Origin of the sequence: Roseibium aggregatum (genome assembly GCF_014692675.1) — a bacterium.
Taxonomy (GTDB): Bacteria; Pseudomonadota; Alphaproteobacteria; order Rhizobiales; family Stappiaceae; genus Roseibium; species Roseibium aggregatum_C.
The window spans coordinates 114,632-131,727 of the sequence record NZ_JABFCZ010000008.1; the positions used below are offsets into that span (position 1 = coordinate 114,632).

Genomic DNA, 17,096 nt, shown 5'->3' on the forward strand with positions numbered 1-17,096 from the left:
AAGCGTTGTCAGGCGCCTCGGCGGCGCATTCTTGTTCCTTGAGCGTCAAGAGCCGCTTGCGCGTTTCTCGATCTCTTCCTGTTTCAATTGCAGCTTGGAAAACTTGCCGACCGCGGTGCGGGGCAGCGCGGATCGGAATTCCAGATCCCGGGGCATTTCGTGGCGTCCGACCTTGTCGGCGAGAAAGGCCTGCAGCTCTTCCAGCGTGAACGGGGCGGCGCCGGAGCGCAGGGCAACAAAGGCCTTGGCGGACTCGCCGCGGTAGGCGTCCGGAATGCCGACCACGAGGACTTCGGCGACGGACGGATGTTCATAGATCGCCTGTTCCACCACCTGCGGATAGACGTTGAATCCGCCCGACAGGATCATGTCCTTCTTGCGGTCGACGATATAGAAATAGCCGTCTTCATCCATGGTGCCGATGTCGCCGGTCAGGAAATAGCCGTCGGCAAAGGCCTGCCCGGTTTCCTCCGGCCGGTTCCAGTAGCCGGACGTGACGTTCGGGCCCTTGATCCGCAGTTCGCCGGTTTCGCCCGGTTCGAGTTCTCGCGTCGGATCCTCCAGGGCGACAATCCCCATCTCGATACCCGGCATGGGAATGCCGATCGATCCTGGCTTGGCCGGATTGGAGCAGGGCAGGTTGGTGCCCGCCGGCGCGGTTTCCGTCATGCCCCAGCCGCCCAGGAGCGGCAGGCCGGTCAGCGCCTCGAACCGCTTGCCCACCTCCACGGGAAGCGGCGCGCCGCCGGAGCTGCAATAGGTGAGGGATGAGAAATCCCTTGTGTCCAGGTCGGGCAGGTTGGCAAGCGCGATCCACATGGTCGGCACGCCTGGAAAGATCGTCGCTTTCCTGATCTCGATATCCTGCAGCACGCTTTCGGGATCGAAGCGCGGACGCAGCATGATCTCGTTGCCGTTTTCGACCTGCCGGATCAGGATTGTCGTCAGGGCATAGATATGAAACAGCGGCAGGACGCAGATGATCTTGTCCGTTCCCGGTGTGGAAGGGCGCTGCTGCTGAAACCAGTTGTTATAGATCGCCGCCGACGTGGTCAGGTTGCCATGGGTCAGGATGGCACCCTTCGGCATGCCGGTGGTCCCGCCCGTATACTGGAGCAGCGCGATATCTTCCGGGGAGACCTCCGGCCACCGGTCCGGGAGCGGCGCGCCCTTGGCGAAGTCCGCCCAGGTTACGACGTCGGGCCGGTCCGGGATCTCCGCAAGCGGCGCCGGTGAGGCGCCCCAGGCGCCGTCCTCGGCGACGATGAGCTTGTCGAGATGGCCGGCATCCAGAAGCTTTAAAGCCATGGACAGCATGGGGCCGATGTCGGTCGTGACCATCACCCGCGCGCCGCTGTCCTTGAGCTTGTAGGCGAGTTCCCGCTCCGCATCGAGCGGGCTGAGCAGGATCATCCGTGCGCCCGTCTTGCAACCGCCGAAGAAGATCGCCGGAAAATAGGGCGTGTTCGGCAGATAGAGCGCAAGGGTCGTTCCCGCACCGATGCCCTCCCGCAGGAGGGCGGCCGCAGCGGAATTCATCTTGTGTCCGAATTCCGCATAGCTGAGCACATGGCCGCGGTATTCCAGCGCCCGATGTTCCGGATAGCGGGCAACCGCCGTGTCCGCGATCCGGGAAAGCACCGAAGGCTCCGGCTTGAAGTCCCAATCCATGCCGGGCGGATAGGACTTCTCCCAGGCAAACGGCCGTTTGCTCATGCCGCCTTGGCCTCTTTCCGGGCAAGGGACGCAAATCCCTGCCCCTCGTCGGCAAGGCGGTTGAGGAGCGGTGCGGGCTTCAGGGCCGCGTTGCCGGTTGTCTCGGCATAGTGGTTCAGCCGGTCACGGATATGCGCAAGGCCGACCTGGTCGGCATAGAACATCGGACCGCCGCGCCACAGCGGGAAGCCGTAACCGAAGACCCACACCGCGTCGATGTCGCCGGGACGCTGGGCGATGCCTTCGTCCAGGATCTTCGCGCCTTCGCTGATCATCGGATAGATCAGCCGTTCGACGATCTCTTCCTCGCTGATCTGGCGGCGGGTAATACCCTTCTTTGCCGCCGTCTCCTTGATCAGTGCCTCGACTTCCGGATCCGGCGTGCCGGCACGGGAACCCTGTTCGTAGATATAGAAGCCCCGGCCGGTCTTCTGGCCGAAGCGGCCCATTTCGCACAGCGCATCGGCAATGTCAGCGCTGCCGCCGTCGGCGGATCCGCCCATCTGCTTGCGGATACGCCAGCCGATGTCGAGGCCGGCCAGGTCGCCCATGGCAAAGGGGCCCATCGGGAAGCCGAAACCGGTGATGGCGGCATCCACCTGTTGCGGTGTCGCGCCTTCCAACAGCAGGCGCTCGGTTTCCAGCGACCGGGCCCGGAGCATCCGGTTGCCCACGAAGCCGAAGCAGACGCCGACCACGACCGGAACCTTCCGGATCCGCCGGCCGATCTCGATGGCGGTCGCCAGCACTTCCGGTTCGGTTTCCGCGCCGCGCACGATCTCCAGCAGCTTCATGACGTTGGCCGGGCTGAAGAAATGGGTGCCGAGAACCGATCCCGGCCGTTTCGTCATCTGCGCGATTTCATCGACGTTGAGATAGGAGGTGTTGGTGGCAAGAACCGCTGTCGGCTTTGCAATCCGGTCCAGGTCGCCGAAGATCTGTTTCTTGATGTCCATCTCTTCGAACACCGCCTCGATGATCATGTCCGCGTCGGCGAGGTCGTTCATGTCGGTCGACCCGGTCAGCATGCTCATGCGCGCTTTCAGGTCGTCTTCGGTCATCCGTCCGCGCGAGACGGAGATGCGGTAGTTCTTCTCGATCGTGGCAAAGCCCCGGTCGAGCGCCTCCTGCGAGGTCTCGATGATGGTGACCGGAATGCCGACATTGGCGAAGTTCATGGAAATGCCGCCGCCCATCGTGCCGGCGCCGATGACACCCACCTTTTTGACGTCGCGCGGTTTCACGTCTTTCGGCATGTCGGCAACCTTCGCCGCCTCGCGCTCGGCAAAGAAGATATGCCGCTGGGCCTTGGACTGGTCGTCGTCGATCAGTTTCATGAAGGTCTCGCGTTCTTTTACCAGCGCTTCCTCGACCGGCAGGTCCATAGACCATCGCACGGCATCGATACAGGCGGCGGGCGCCTTCAGGCCCTTGGCCTTTTTCAGCAGGGCCGCGGCGGTTTCCTCGAAGGCTGAGCGGTCGGCTTTCGCAGCAGCCAGTGGTGCATCGTTCTCGCGGACCTTCACCAGCGGCGCGCCATCGGCCGCCATCTGGGCCGCGCGGTCCACCGCAGCCTTGACCGGGTCGTCCGATATTGCGTCGATCACGCCCATTTTGAGGGCAGCTTCCGTGCCGACCGGCTCGCCGGGAACGATGATCTTCAGGGCCGCTTCCGGGCCGATGATGCGCGGCAGGCGCTGGGTACCGCCGGCGCCGGGCATCAGGCCAAGCTTGACCTCGGGCAGGCCGACCTTTGTACCGGGGGCTGCGATCCGTGCATGGCAGCCGAGGGAAAGTTCGAAGCCGCCGCCCAGAACCGTGCCGTGAAGGGCGGCCACCACCGGCTTCGGCATGTCTTCGACCTTCTGGATCACGACCGGCAGCCAGGGCTCCTGCGACGGCTTGCCGAATTCGCGGATATCGGCGCCTGCGCTGAAGGTGCGCCCGGAGCCGGTAAGAACCACGCCGGCGACGGTGTCATCGGCCGCAAGTTGCTCCATGGCATTGAAGATTCCGGCCCTGATATCATAGCCGAGAGCATTGACCGGGGGATTTTCGATGGAAACGATGGCGATGCTGCCGTTGCGCGTAATCGTGACCAAATCGCTCATTTTTCGGCGTCCTTCCTGACCGAGTCTGCTTCACTTGCGGTTCCGGGTATCTGCTCCAGTTCCGCTGTGCGAAATAACATTTTATAATTTGACGTGGACGCTAGATTATGGTGCAGTCCTTGTCAATCGCTCCCACAGGTGTACTGGGGATTAGGGATCATGTCAGGAAAACGTGCCGACAATGGCCACGAAGTCGATGCGGGGAACGCCCGGTTTGCGGGCGACCGCAAGTTCGTTGTGGCACTTGCGCGCGGTCTTGATGTGCTTCGCTCGTTTCGTCCCGACGACGACATGCTCGGCAATCTGGAGATCGCCACGCGGACCGGCATTCCCAAGCCGACGGTGTCCCGTCTGACCTATACGTTGACCCAGCTCGGCTACCTCGCGCACGTGGAGCGGTTTTCCAAATACAAGATCGCGCCGGCCGCGCTCGCCCTGGGCTACAGTGCTTTGGCCCAGATCGGTATCCGCCAGATTGCTCGCCCCTACATGCAGGCGATCGCGGATCACGCGGGAGCGTCCGTTGCTCTTGGCGCTCCCGACAGGCGGCGCATGATCTATGTCGAGCACTGCTTCAATGCGACGGCCCTGATGGTGCGTCTGGATATCGGTTCGCGTATTCCGCTTGCCGCCTCGGCCATGGGGCGGGCTTATATCGCGGTCCTGCCCCAGGAAAAGCGCGAAGAACTGTTTGAAGACCTGGCCTGGTACTACGGCGACCGGTGGCCGGGGTTGCGCAAGAATATCGAGGGGGCCTGCGAGCAGGTCGCGCGGCGGGGATTTTCGCTTTCAATGGGTGACTGGCGGCAGGACATCAACGGCATCGGCGTGCCGCTGGTCATGCCCGACGGCTCCGGCATCTATGCCTTCAATTGCGGTGCCGCGGCCTTCTCACTGTCGAGGGACAGGCTTGAACAGGATATCGGACCGCGGCTGCTCGACGCTGTCCGGCAAATAAGAACCGTCCTCAATGGCGGTGCGGGCGAATGGCAGACCGGCAGAAACCGGCGCCACTAGATCAACAGACCTCCAATCGGAAACGATCGGAGGTCTAAAGTTGATCGCTTTCAAAGTATTAGAGCATCCTGCGTTCAATTGAACGCAGGATGCTCTAGGCGGAAGTTGTGCGGGCAAGCGGTTCCAGAACGCTGGTTCGTGAGCGACGTCAGGCTCTTGGGAGGAGCGCGTGAGATCTGTTGCAAGTCGCCCGGCCGATACATGGCCGGGTAAGGGGGACGTGCATTCGGCGGCTGAGCCGTTGCTGGCATTGGACGATGTGACCATCCGCTTCGGCGGCATTGTTGCACTCGATGGAATTTCATTCGACCTGCAGCCGGGCCGCATTCTCGGGCTGATCGGCCCGAACGGCGCCGGCAAGACGACGCTGTTCAATTGCGTGAGCGGGCTCTACTTCCCGAACAACGGAACCATCCGCTTCGATGGCCGCGAACTCCTCGGCCGGCCGGCGCACAGGATCGCGCAGCTGGGCATTACCCGGACATTCCAGAACATCGCGCTCTTCAAGACCATGAGCGTGCTCGACAACGTCCGCTTGGGCGCCCATTCGGGGTCCTCGAGCAATTTCGTCACCGATGCGCTCAGGCTCGGGGAAGCGAAGCGGCAGGCCGCCATCGACGAAACGGCCCTGGAACTGATCGAGACCTTCGATCTGACCGATTGCCTGCACACGCGTGTTGCCGATCTGCCGACAGGCACCCAGAAACGGGTCGAACTGGCGCGCGCCCTGGCAGGAAAACCGAAGCTGCTTCTGCTCGACGAGCCGGCCGGCGGCCTGACCCACGGCGAGGTCGGCGAGCTTGGCGACATGATCCGCAGCATCTGCAGTGAGCGGGGCGTCACGGTGCTTCTGGTGGAGCATCACATGAGCCTTGTCATGTCGGTCTCCGACCAGGTCGTGGCCCTCGATTTCGGGCGCAAGATTGCCGAAGGCACGCCGGAGGAGGTGCAGAACGATCCCGAAGTGATCCGGGCCTATCTCGGGGGGACGAAACATTGAGCGCCATGACAGCAGCACAAACCCGGGCGGCGTCCGGCGAGGCCTTGCTTCGGGTCCGTGGCCTGAATGCCTTTTACGGTCGTATCCAGGCGCTCTTCGATATCGATTTCGACATCGCCCCCGGCTGCGTGACGACCCTGCTCGGCGCGAACGGCGCCGGCAAGACGACCACCCTGCGGGCGCTCTGCGGCATGATCCCGACCAAAGGCGATATCGAACTCGACGGGGTCAATATCGGCGGCAGGGCGACGGAGGACATTGTCTCGCTCGGCGTTGCCCATGTCCCCGAAGGCCGGGGCACATTCATCGGCGTGACGGTGGAGGAAAACCTCAGGCTGGGTGCCATGACCCGCCGGGATAGGCGGGAGATTTCCGCCGATATCGAGCGGATGTATCAGCTCTTTCCCCGGCTTGCGGAACGCCGTGCCCAGCAGGCGCAGACCCTGAGCGGCGGCGAGCAGCAGATGCTTGCCATCTCAAGGGCGCTGATGCTGCGGCCCAAACTGATGCTGCTCGACGAGCCGTCCTTCGGTTTGGCCCCGCTCATTATCGAGGAGCTGTTCGAAACGCTCAGCCGCCTGAAAACGGACGAGGGCATTTCCATGCTCATCGTGGAACAGAACGCCGCGCTCGCGCTCGAAATCGCCGACCACGCCTATCTGATCGAAACCGGCCGGGTGGTCATGTCCGGCCCGGCGGACGAGATCGGCCGGGACGAAAGCATACGCCGCGCGTATCTGGGCTATTAGGAGCACACCGAATGGAACTCTTCATCCACCAGGTTCTCGCCGGACTGGCAACGGGCGGTATCTATGCCTGTATCGCCCTGGCGATCGTGATGATCTACCAGGCCATCCACCATCTCAACCTGGCCCAGGGCGAGATGGCGATGTTCTCCACCTTCGTCGCCTGGCAGCTGATCGAATGGGGCATGCCCTACTGGGCTGCCTTTGTCCTGACCCTCGTGCTGTCCTTCGCGGCCGGTGTCGCCATCGAGCGGATCGTGTTCCGGCCGCTGCACAACGCCCCGGTCCTGAGCCACATCGTCGTCTTCATCGCGCTGTTCAGCATCTTCAACAGTGCGGCCGGCTTTATCTGGGATTTCACCATCAAGTCCTTTCCGAGCCCGTTCGGCTCGCAGCCCCTGTTCGAGGGCGCACCGGTCAGCGCCCATGACACGGGCATGTTCGGTGTCACCTTCGTCCTGCTGATCCTCCTGTTCCTGTTCTTCCGCTTTACCCGGGTCGGACTGGCCATGCGGGCCGCCGCCGTCAATCCTGAATCGGCGCGTCTGGTCGGCATCCGGGTCGGCTGGATGGTTGCACTCGGCTGGGGCATGGCCGCGGCAATCGGTGCGGTCGCCGGCATGTTGATCGCGCCCGTGGTCTTCCTGGAGCCCAACATGATGCTGTCGATCCTGCTTTACGGCTTTGCCGGTGCGGTGGTCGGCGGGCTCACCAGTCCGGCCGGCGCCGTGGTCGGCGGTTTCATTGTCGGTGTGGTTGAAAACCTCGCCGGCTCCTTCATCCCCTACATCGGCCAGGAACTGAAACTGACCATAGCGCTGGCCCTGATCGTGGCCGTGCTGATGGTCCGGCCGAGCGGCCTGTTCGGCAGCCGCCTCGTCAGCAGGGTCTAGTGGATATGAATCAGATGCCTTCTACACTCGCTGCTCGATTTAAATCCCTGCGCCAGATTCCCGCGAAGCCGCGCGAGGTTCCTCTGTCCTGGAGCCGGATAGCGCTGATCGCCGGGCTCGTGCTGGCGGTGACCTTGCCGTTCGTGGTCAAGAACTTCGTCATCTTCCAGCTGACGATGGTGCTGATCTATGCCATCGCCATTCTCGGCCTCAACATGCTGACCGGCTTCAACGGCCAGTTCTCGCTCGGTCACTCGGCCTTTTATGCCATCGGCGCCTATACGACCGCGATCCTGATGGAAATCTACGGCTTCGATTTCTACCTGACGATCCCGGTCGCAGCCCTGATCTGTTTTGCCTTCGGGTTCCTGTTCGGGCTGCCAGCCTTGCGGCTGGAGGCGATCTATCTGGCGCTGGCGACCTTTGCGCTCGCCGCCGCCACGCCGCAGATCCTCAAATCCACCCCACTGTCGCCCTGGACCGGAGGCGTACAGGGGATCTATGTCCTGAAGCCCGATCCGCCGTTCGGCTTACCCGTCAATTCGGACCAGTGGCTCTATTTCCTGACGCTGGGGATCGGCCTGGTGCTGGCGGTCATCGCCCGCAACCTGATCGACAGCCGGTCGGGCAGGGCGATCATCGCGATCCGCGACAATCCGATTGCCGCGCGCGCCATGGGCGTCGATATCGCCCTCTACAAGACGCTGGTGTTCGGCGTCAGCGCGCTTTACGCCGGCATTGCCGGGTCGTTGAGCGCCGTCGTCGTCCAGTTCGTCGCGCCCGACAGCTTCACCTTCGTCCTCGCCATCGCGCTCTTCGTCGGGCTCGTCATCGGCGGTGTCGGATCCATTCCCGGTGCCGTGATCGGCGGCCTGTTCCTGGTGTTCGTGCCCAATTTCGCGGAGGAGATCTCCAAGGGGCTCGCAGGCGCCGTCTACGGCGCCATCCTCATACTCGTCATCTATGCAATGCCGTCGGGAGCAGCGGGCCTTGTCCGCATGCTCGTGGCGAAGCTGGCCGGAAGAAGCCGGTGAAATTTGGTCTGTAAAGGGAGGAAATATCGATGAGACTAGCAAGAACCGCATTGCTCGGCGCCGTTGCGCTGGGCTTGGGAATAGCCGTTTCCGGAGTGGTTCCGGCAATGGCCGAGAACGGACCGGGCGTGACCGACACGGAAATCAAGATCGGTCATATCGGCCCCTACAGCGGACCTGCGTCCGCCTATGGCACAATCGGCAAGACGATCGGCGCCTATTTCGACAAGGTCAACGCCGAGGGCGGCATCAACGGCCGCAAGATCAACTTCATTTCGTACGACGACGGCTACAGCCCGCCGAAAACGGTGGAACAGGCGCGCAAGCTCGTCGAAAGCGATGAGGTGCTCCTGATCTTCCAGAGCCTGGGCACGGCAACCAACACGGCGATCCAGAAATACATGAACGCCAAGAAGGTGCCGCAGCTGTTTGTGGCCACCGGCGCGACCAAATGGGGCATGCCGGAGAAGTACCACTGGACCATGGGGTGGCAGCCCAACTATCAGAGCGAAGGCCGCATCTATGCCGCCTATATTCTGCAGAACTATCCGGATGCAAAAATCGGCGTGCTCTACCAGAACGACGACTACGGCAAGGACCTGCTCGGCGGGTTGAAGGAAGGGCTCGGCGATAAGACCGGCATGATCGTCGCGGAGGCGCCTTATGAGACGTCCGATCCGACCATCGATTCCCAGATCGTCAACCTGAAGGCATCCGGCGCCGATCTGGTCATCGATATCGCCACGCCCAAGTTCGCCGCCCAGGCGATCCGCAAGATCGGTGAAACCGGCTGGAATCCGGTCCAGATCGTCAACAACGTCTCCCAGTCCGTCGGCGGCGTGCTGAAGCCGGCCGGTTTCGAGAACGCCAAGGGCGTGCTTTCGACCGGCTATCTGAAGGACCCGACCGATCCGAACTGGAAGGACGATCAAAGCTTCAAGGACTGGTCCGCCTTCATGGACGAGTACTATCCGGACGGCGACCGCTCCTCCAGCTTCACGGTCTACGGTTATTCCGTTGCCCAGACCCTGGAGCAGGTACTTCGTCAGGCGGGAGATGACCTGTCGCGCGAAAACGTCATGGCACAGGCGGCCAACCTGAAGGACTTCGTCATGCCGATGGCCTTGCCGGGGATTGTCGTCAATACCAGCCCCACGGACTATTTCCCCATCCAGCAGATGCAGATGATGCGCTTCAATGGCGAGCGCTGGGAAATGTTCGGTCCGGTGATCGAAGGATCCGGCGGCAACTGATGACCTGAAGAAAAGAAGCGCCGGCAATCTGCCGGCGCTTCGCTTTTGGAAAGCCTACTCGCAGACGGACCAGCCGCCGTCGATGATCAGCGTCTGTCCTGTCGTCCAGGCGCCTGCCGGACTGGCCAGAAAAACCGCAACGCCCGCGATGTCGTCGGGATCTCCAAGCCGCTTCAGGGCGTAGCTGTCGGCGACTTTCTTCGCCCGCTCCGGATCTTCCCAGAGCGTGCGGGCGAAGTCCGTACGTACCAGGGCCGGCGCGATCCCGTTGACCCGGATGTTCTGCGGACCATAGGTGACAGCCAGATTGCGCACGAGCTGTGTGTCGGCGGCCTTGGTCAGGGCATAGATGCCGAGCTTGTCCGATCCCTTGAAGGCGGCGATCGACGACACCACCACGATACTGCCGTCCTGCCGTTCCACCATGCCCGGCAGCACCAGTTTCGCCAGCCGCATGTTGGAGCGGATGTTGACGCGGATCGTCTTGTCGAAGGCATCGTCAGGCGTGTCCAGGAACGGCCCGTAATAGGGATTGACCGCCGCGTTGCAGATCAGGCTGTCGATGCGCCCCCATTTGTCCAGCACCGTGGCAACGAGCCGTTCAAGGTCCGCGTCCTCGGAGATATTGGCGGGCACAGCAAGGGCTTCACCGCCTTTTGTGCGGATCTCCTCCGCGACCTGGTCGCAGGCGTCCTGCTTCCGGCTTGAGATCACCACTTTGGCTCCGGCTTCGGAAAGCGCGATGGCAATGGCCTTGCCGATCCCCTTGGTAGAACCGGTGATCAGCGCCACCTTGCCGGTCATGTCGAACAGTCTCATGCTCAAAGCTCCCCGATCTTCACCAGTTGCTTGCCGAAATTGCCGCCCTTCAGCATGTCGAGAAAGGCCTGGGGGGCGGCTTCGAGGCCTTCGGCGATATCCTCCCGGTAATGCAGCCGTCCGTCGCGGATGTATCCGCCCGCTTCCTTCAGGAAATCCGGGAAGCGGTCGTAATGGTCGGTGATGATGAAGCCGTTGACCGACAGGCGCCGCACCAGGATGGTGCGCCAGGCCTTCGGCAACTGGTCCTTGCCGTCTCCACCGCCGAGGCCGAGGCCGCCGAGATCGTACCAGGCGATCATGCCGCAGATCGGGATCCGGCCGGCGACATTCATCTGGGGCAGAACCGCCTCCAGCGTCTTGCCGCCGACGTTTTCGAAATAGATGTCGATCCCGTCCGGGCATTCGGCGGCAAGCTGCTGCCGCAGGGCGGATGCATCCGCTGCGGCGCGGTGGTCGATACAGGCATCGAAGCCCAGGTCATTGACCGCGAAGGCACACTTGTCCGCGCCGCCGGCAACGCCGACCACCCGAAGGCCGTAGATCTTGGCCAACTGGCCGACCATGGAGCCGACCGCGCCGGTCGCGGCGCCGACCACCAGCGTCTCGCCCGCCTTTGGCCGGCCGTATTCGTTGAGGCCCAGCCAGCCGGTAAAGCCCGGCATGCCGAGCACGCCGACCGCCGTCGATACCGGCGCTACATCCGGATCGACCTTTCTGAGCTGGTTGGCGGGCAGAACTCCGTGGCTCGCCCAACCGAACATGCCGTTGACGATATCGCCCGGCTTCAGGCGGTCGCTGTTGGAGGCAATGACTTCGGCCACGCAGCCGCCTTCCATGGTTGCGCCGATCTCCACCGGAGCGGCGTAGGACTTCACATCGTCCATCCGCCCGCGCATATAGGGGTCCAGCGACAGATAGAGCACGCGCACCAGGACTTCGCCGTCGCCCGGTTCGGGCATCGCGACTTGCTCGAACCGGAAATTTTCCAGACGCGGGGCTCCGTTCGGCCTCTCGGCGAGAACGATACGTTTCATGGTTTCGGTCATTTCAGCCTTCCTGATTTTCGGTTCGGTGTGGATCTTCGGATGCGAAACAGTGTTTCGCAACAGAAAAGATGGAAATGGCGCCTGCAGGGAAATTGCCTGTGGTGGTTACGTAGCGACAGCCTTGTCAGTCATGTTGCGAAACGCTATTCCACTATGCGAACAAATTGCAGAGGCGACCGGAATCGGGGTTAGTCTGTCCGTCATTCGTAAAACGGACCGTCATGGAGAACACGAAAACATGAGCGTGAAGGACTATCTCGATCAAACCGGCACGACCTATCCGCCGTCCCCCTGGATCACCATCACCCAGGAGATGATCGACACCTTTGCCGAAGTGACCGGCGACCACCAGTTCATCCATACCGATCCCGAGCGCGCCGCGAAAACGCCGTTCGGCGGCACCATCGCCCACGGGTTTCTGACGGTCTCGCTCCTGTCGAACATTTCCTCGCAGGTGGTGCCCATTCCGGACGACTGCAAGATGAGCGTCAACTACGGCGCAAACCGTCTCCGTTTCCTGTCGCCCGTGCCGAGCGGAGCGCGCATCCGCGGACATGTGACCCAGGCCAATGCGGAGGAAACCGCTCCGGGTGAAGTGACGCTGACATGGGAAGTCCGTATCGAGATTGAAGGGCAGGAAAAGCCGGCGCTTTACGCCGAATGGCTTGTCCGCCGTTATTTTTGAACCCGTCGTGGAGTAACTGATGACACAAACCCGTCTCCCGGATGTTCTGACCGGCCTGCGCATTCCCGTTGTCGCGTCGCCCATGTTCATCGTCTCCGGGCCCGAACTGGTGATTGCCCAGTGCAAGGCAGGCATTGTCGGCAGTTTCCCGGCGCTGAATGCACGAGAAGCCGAAGGCGAACCGGTCGAACTGGAGCGCTGGCTGAAGCAGATCACGGAAGAGCTGGACCGGCACAATCAGGCCAATCCGGATCGCCCGGCCGCCCCCTTCGCGGTCAACCAGATCGTGCACCGGTCGAACGAACGCCTGCAGCGGGATCTGGAAATCTGCGCCAAGTGGAAGGTACCGATCTGGATCACTTCGCTCGGGGCGCGGGTGGAGGTGAACGACGCGGCCCATTCCTGCGGCGGCATCGCGCTGCACGACATCATCAATAACACCTTTGCCAAGAAGGCGATCGAGAAGGGCGCCGACGGACTGATCGCCGTTGCCGCCGGCGCGGGAGGCCATGCCGGCCCGCAGTCGCCGTTCGCGCTCGTCCGTGAAATCCGCGAGTGGTTCGACGGTCCGCTGCTTCTCTCCGGTTCGATTGCGACCGGCGAGGCATTGCTGGCGGCTCGGGCGCTCGGCGCCGATCTTGGCTACATCGGCTCGCCCTTCATCTCCACCGACGAAGCCCGCGCAGCCGATGCCTACAAGGACATGATCGTCGAGTGCGGCGCGGAGGACATCGTCTATTCGTCGCTCTTCACCGGCATTCACGGCAACTACCTGAAACCCTCGATCCGCAATGCCGGCATGGATCCGGACGCTTTGGCATCAGCGGATCCGAGCAGCATGGATTTTTCCAGGGGATCGTCAAAGGCCAAGGCCTGGAAGGAAATCTGGGGCTCCGGCCAGGGGATCGGCGCGATCAAGGAACGGGCACCGGTCGAGAAGCTCGTCGCCCGGATCGAGGCGGAATATCATGCGGCCAGACAGAGGATCTGCGCCGAGTAGAACAAACAGTCTGGGAGGACATCATGGATCTGGGCGTTACGGAACGTGTCAAGCCGCTGATTGAAGCGGTACGCAGGATGATCGAGGAAGATATCGCGCCGCTCGATGCGGAATATCATGCAGAAGTCGGCAAGGCCTTCGGCGGCGGGCGATTTGCGCTGACCGAGCGCCAGCTCGAAATCCTCACCACCTTGAAGGCCAAGGCCCGCGAACGCGGCCTGTGGAACTTCTGGCTGACGGACTCTGAGAAGGGCTACGGGCTGAGCACCGTCGAATACGCCTATCTGGCCGAAGAAATGGGCAAGGTCCGGCTGGCCGCGGAAATCTTCAACTGCTCCGCGCCGGACACCGGCAACATGGAGGTGTTCGAACGCTACGGCTCGCCCGCCCACAAGGAGAAGTGGCTGAAGCCGTTGCTGGAAGGCGAGATCCGCTCCGCCTATCTGATGACCGAGCCGGACGTGGCCTCGTCGGATGCGACCAATATCTCGATGTCGGCCGTCAAGGACGGCGACCACTGGGTGCTCAACGGCGAGAAATGGTGGGCGTCCGGCGCCGGCGATCCGCGGTGCAAGGTCTATATCGTCATGACCTGTTCGGACCCTGACGCGGAAAAGCATGCCCGTCATTCCATGTTCGTCGTCTCCGCCGATACGCCGGGCATCGAGGTGCTCCGCCCGATGGAAGTGTTCGGCCACGACGATGCCCCTCATGGCCACATGCACATCCGCTTTACGGACGTGCGCGTTGCGGACGAGGACCTGATCCTCGGCCGCGGGCGCGGCTTCGAGGTGGCGCAGGGGCGTCTCGGACCGGGCCGGATCCATCACTGCATGCGCGCCATCGGTCAGGCCGAACGGGCCCTGGAGATGATGTGCAAGCGGGCTCTTTCCCGCACCGCCTTCAAGCGGCCTCTGGCCGATCTCGGCGCCAACCATGACATCATCGCCAATGCCCGCATGGAAATCGAAATGGCCCGGCTGCTGTGCCTCAAGGCCGCCTGGATGATGGATACCCAAGGGGTGCGCGCCGCCCAGCCGTGGATTTCCAAGATCAAGGTGGTCGCGCCGCTGATGGCGACCAAGGTGGTCGACGAAGCCATGCAGATCCACGGCGGTGCCGGTATCAGCCAGGACTATCCGCTGGCGTCCATGTGGACCAACCTGCGCACCCTGCGGTTTGCCGACGGGCCCGATGCGGTGCACAGGCGCCAGATCGCCCGCGCGGAACTGCGCAAATACACCAACGAAAAGCGCTGACACTAAATGCAGGAACTGATTTTGATCCGCCATGCCCAGGCGTCGTTCGGGGCCGACAATTACGATCTCCTGTCCGACCTCGGCCATACCCAGTCGGAATGGCTTGGCGAGTTGCTTGCGGGGTACGGCCTGAAACCGGACCGTCTGGCGACAGGCACCCTGCGTCGCCACAAGGAGACCCTGGACGGCATCCGCAAGGCCTTCGGCGACCTGCCGGAAACGGAGGAATATGCCGGGTTCAACGAGTACGACTTTTCCGGCCTTCTGAACGCCCATCACGGCGGAGAGGCGCCGGAGCACCTGCACAAGGATCAAAAGGCGCATTTCCAGGCGCTGCGGCAAACACTGGCCGCCTGGCAGCGCGACGAGATCGACAATCCGCCCGAAATGTTCTCGGAATTTGCGTCGCGCGTGGAAGATGCCCGCCGGAAAACATGCCGGCCTGGGGCAAAGCGGGTCCTTGCGGTGACGTCGGGCGGCCCGATCGCCGAAATCCTGGGTGCCGCGCTGCGCATGCCCTTGGACTCGCGCGTCGAATTCAACATGCAGGTGAAGAACACCTCCATAACCCGGTTCATCTTCAATGAACGGGTCTTCTACCTTCACAGTTTCAACGAGACGCCGCACCTCGACCGGCTCGACCGGGTCGCGCAGCGGACATACAGCTAGGTCAAATTACACCAGGGGAGGGGCGTCGTGGAACACAGTGCCCGGTATCTCGATACAGTGGCCGTGGAAGGCTATCTGAAGGATCACTTAGCCGGGTTCGCAGGGCCATTGAAGGCGGAGAAATTCGCCTTCGGCCAGTCCAATCCGACCTTCCGGCTGACGACGCCGGGAAAGACCTACGTCCTGCGCCGCAAGCCGCCGGGCGTCCTGCTGAAGTCGGCGCACGCCATCGACCGGGAATTCCGGGTGCAGAAGGCCCTGGCCGGAACGGATGTTCCGGTCGCTGACATGCTGCTTCTGTGCGAGGACGAGCGCGTCATCGGCACCATGTTCTATGTGATGGAACATGTGAAGGGCCGTCATTTCGACGATCCGAGCCTGCCCGGTCACGCCAACGAGGACAGGGCTGCGATCTTCGACGAGATGAACCGGGTGCTGGCGGCCCTGCACAGTGTCGATCTCGACGCGGTCGGACTCGCCGATTTCGGTGCTCCTGGCGCGTATGTCGCCCGGCAGATCGACCGCTGGACCAAGCAGTACCGGGCTTCGGAAACTGAGACCATTGCCGACATGGATGCGCTGATTTCGTGGTTGAACGACAATGTTCATCTTGACGACGGTCAGCGCACGCTGGTCCACGGCGACTATCGCATCGACAACATGATCTTCGAAACCGACCGTCCGCGCGTGGCCGCCGTTCTCGACTGGGAACTGTCGACGCTCGGTCATCCGGTGGCCGATCTGGCTTACCAGACCATGCAGTGGCGAATGCCGGTTGGTTCGGAAGGCAGGGGCCTTGCCGGCCTCGACCGCAAGGCGCTGGGGATCCCCACGGAAGAAGACTACGTCGCCCGTTACTGCGAGCGCCGGGGCCTCTCCGGTATCCCGGATTTCAATTTCTTTGTCGCTTTCTGCTTCTTCCGCATGGCGGCGATCCTGCAAGGGGTGAAGAAACGCGCGCTCGACGGCAATGCCTCCAACCCGGAACGCGGGCTTAAAATGGGCGAATTTGTTCCCTTCTATGCAGCCGGCGGATTAAAGGCGGTGCAGGATGGCTGAGAGAATTTATAACGGAAAAACGCTTCTGATCACCGGGGCAGCGAGCGGCTTCGGGGCGCGGGCCGCCGAACGGTTCGCCGAAGAAGGGGCCAACCTCATTCTGTGGGACAAGGCGAGCGAAGCGCTGGCGGAAAAAAGCCGGTCGTTTGCGGAAACCGGCAGCAAGGTCCTGACCGCCACCGTCGATGTCACCAGCGAGGATCAGGTCCGCGGCGCGATGGCCATGGCCAAGGCGAAATTCGGCACCCTGGACATCGCGATCAACAACGCCGGGATTGGCCATGAAATGGCGCCGCTTCCCTCAATCGATGCGGCGACCTTCGACCGGGTGATGGCGGTCAATGCAAAGGGCGTGTTCCTCTGCATGAAGCATCAGTTGCCCTGGATGAAGGAAGCCGGGCAGGGGGCGATCCTCAATGTCGCCTCGGCGGCCGGTCTGGTCGGCGCCGGCATGCTGTCGGCCTATGCCGCCTCCAAGCATGCGGTGATCGGCCTGACGAAAAGTGCAGCCGACGAGGTCGCGCGCAAGAATATCCGCGTCAACGCACTCTGCCCGTCCTTCGCGGTGACGCCGCTCTTCGATGACATGGCTGATGAGGTCGCCGACCGTCACGGCATGGACCGGGAAGACGCCTATGACCGGATCACCCAGCGAATACCCATGCACAGGGTGGCGACGGTGGATGAGGTTGTTCAGGCGATGCTGTGGATCTGCAGCCCGGAAAACAGCTTCATGACCGGACAGGCGGTGTCCATCGACGGCGGCCTGACGGCAGTCTGAACCGA

Annotated in this window: 16 protein-coding genes; 12 read left to right on the top strand and 4 right to left on the bottom strand. The window is 62.6% G+C overall.

Annotation, left to right across the window (positions count from 1 at the left end):
• Positions 1-45 precede the first annotated feature (45 nt).
• A complete protein-coding gene (gene pimA, locus HK439_RS08610; protein ID WP_190290994.1) occupies positions 46-1,716 on the bottom strand; it encodes a dicarboxylate--CoA ligase PimA in 1,671 nt (556 codons plus the stop codon).
• A complete protein-coding gene (locus HK439_RS08615; RefSeq protein ID WP_190290995.1) occupies positions 1,713-3,827 on the bottom strand; it encodes a 3-hydroxyacyl-CoA dehydrogenase NAD-binding domain-containing protein in 2,115 nt (704 codons plus the stop codon). Before HK439_RS08615 ends, pimA begins: the two co-directional genes overlap by 4 nt.
• Positions 3,828-3,986: 159 nt before the next feature.
• On the opposite strand from HK439_RS08615, the gene HK439_RS08620 reads away from it, so the two are divergent.
• The 6 genes from HK439_RS08620 to HK439_RS08645 all read left to right on the top strand — a co-directional run bounded on the left by HK439_RS08620 (position 3,987) and on the right by HK439_RS08645 (position 9,770).
• A complete protein-coding gene (locus tag HK439_RS08620; RefSeq protein ID WP_190290996.1) occupies positions 3,987-4,844 on the top strand; it encodes an IclR family transcriptional regulator in 858 nt (285 codons plus the stop codon).
• 220 nt (positions 4,845-5,064) lie between these two features.
• A complete protein-coding gene (locus HK439_RS08625) occupies positions 5,065-5,844 on the top strand; it encodes an ABC transporter ATP-binding protein (protein ID WP_190291082.1) in 780 nt (259 codons plus the stop codon).
• A 5-nt stretch (positions 5,845-5,849) separates the two neighbouring features.
• On the top strand, positions 5,850-6,593 hold the full coding sequence (locus tag HK439_RS08630; protein ID WP_190290997.1) for an ABC transporter ATP-binding protein: 744 nt from the start codon (positions 5,850-5,852) through the stop codon (positions 6,591-6,593).
• A gap of 11 nt (positions 6,594-6,604) precedes the next feature.
• The gene (locus tag HK439_RS08635; protein ID WP_190290998.1) at positions 6,605-7,483 is read left to right on the top strand and encodes a branched-chain amino acid ABC transporter permease; all 879 of its coding nucleotides are present in this window, start codon (positions 6,605-6,607) and stop codon (positions 7,481-7,483) included.
• 5 nt (positions 7,484-7,488) lie between these two features.
• The gene (locus tag HK439_RS08640; RefSeq protein ID WP_419247580.1) at positions 7,489-8,517 is read left to right on the top strand and encodes a branched-chain amino acid ABC transporter permease; all 1,029 of its coding nucleotides are present in this window, start codon (positions 7,489-7,491) and stop codon (positions 8,515-8,517) included.
• A gap of 29 nt (positions 8,518-8,546) precedes the next feature.
• Entirely contained in the window at positions 8,547-9,770 is a 1,224-nt protein-coding gene (locus tag HK439_RS08645) for an ABC transporter substrate-binding protein (RefSeq protein WP_190291000.1), read from the top strand.
• A gap of 54 nt (positions 9,771-9,824) precedes the next feature.
• On the opposite strand, the gene HK439_RS08650 is transcribed toward HK439_RS08645, so the two are convergent.
• On the bottom strand, positions 9,825-10,589 hold the full coding sequence (locus HK439_RS08650; protein ID WP_190291001.1) for an SDR family NAD(P)-dependent oxidoreductase: 765 nt from the start codon (positions 10,587-10,589) through the stop codon (positions 9,825-9,827).
• Between the two features lie 2 nt (positions 10,590-10,591).
• Positions 10,592-11,638: an NADP-dependent oxidoreductase gene (locus tag HK439_RS08655; RefSeq protein ID WP_190291002.1), complete on the bottom strand. Its 1,047-nt coding sequence runs from the start codon at positions 11,636-11,638 to the stop codon at positions 10,592-10,594.
• Positions 11,639-11,876: 238 nt separating this feature from the next.
• On the opposite strand from HK439_RS08655, the gene HK439_RS08660 reads away from it, so the two are divergent.
• Genes HK439_RS08660 through HK439_RS08685 form a run of 6 tightly spaced genes read left to right on the top strand, consistent with a single transcriptional unit; the run spans position 11,877 to position 17,091 of the window.
• Complete coding sequence (locus HK439_RS08660) at positions 11,877-12,323, top strand: MaoC family dehydratase (protein WP_190291003.1); 447 nt, start codon at positions 11,877-11,879, stop codon at positions 12,321-12,323.
• A gap of 19 nt (positions 12,324-12,342) precedes the next feature.
• Positions 12,343-13,323, top strand: a complete 981-nt coding sequence (locus HK439_RS08665; RefSeq protein WP_190291004.1) for an NAD(P)H-dependent flavin oxidoreductase — start codon at positions 12,343-12,345, stop codon at positions 13,321-13,323.
• Between the two features lie 23 nt (positions 13,324-13,346).
• Positions 13,347-14,582: an acyl-CoA dehydrogenase family protein gene (locus HK439_RS08670; protein ID WP_190291005.1), complete on the top strand. Its 1,236-nt coding sequence runs from the start codon at positions 13,347-13,349 to the stop codon at positions 14,580-14,582.
• Positions 14,583-14,588: 6 nt separating this feature from the next.
• A complete protein-coding gene (locus HK439_RS08675; RefSeq protein ID WP_190291006.1) occupies positions 14,589-15,251 on the top strand; it encodes a histidine phosphatase family protein in 663 nt (220 codons plus the stop codon).
• A gap of 27 nt (positions 15,252-15,278) precedes the next feature.
• Entirely contained in the window at positions 15,279-16,310 is a 1,032-nt protein-coding gene (locus HK439_RS08680; RefSeq protein WP_190291007.1) for a phosphotransferase family protein, read from the top strand.
• Positions 16,303-17,091 (top strand): SDR family NAD(P)-dependent oxidoreductase, encoded by a 789-nt coding sequence (locus tag HK439_RS08685; protein ID WP_190291008.1) that lies wholly within the window; start codon positions 16,303-16,305, stop codon positions 17,089-17,091. Before HK439_RS08680 ends, HK439_RS08685 begins: the two co-directional genes overlap by 8 nt.
• Positions 17,092-17,096: the final 5 nt, after the last annotated feature.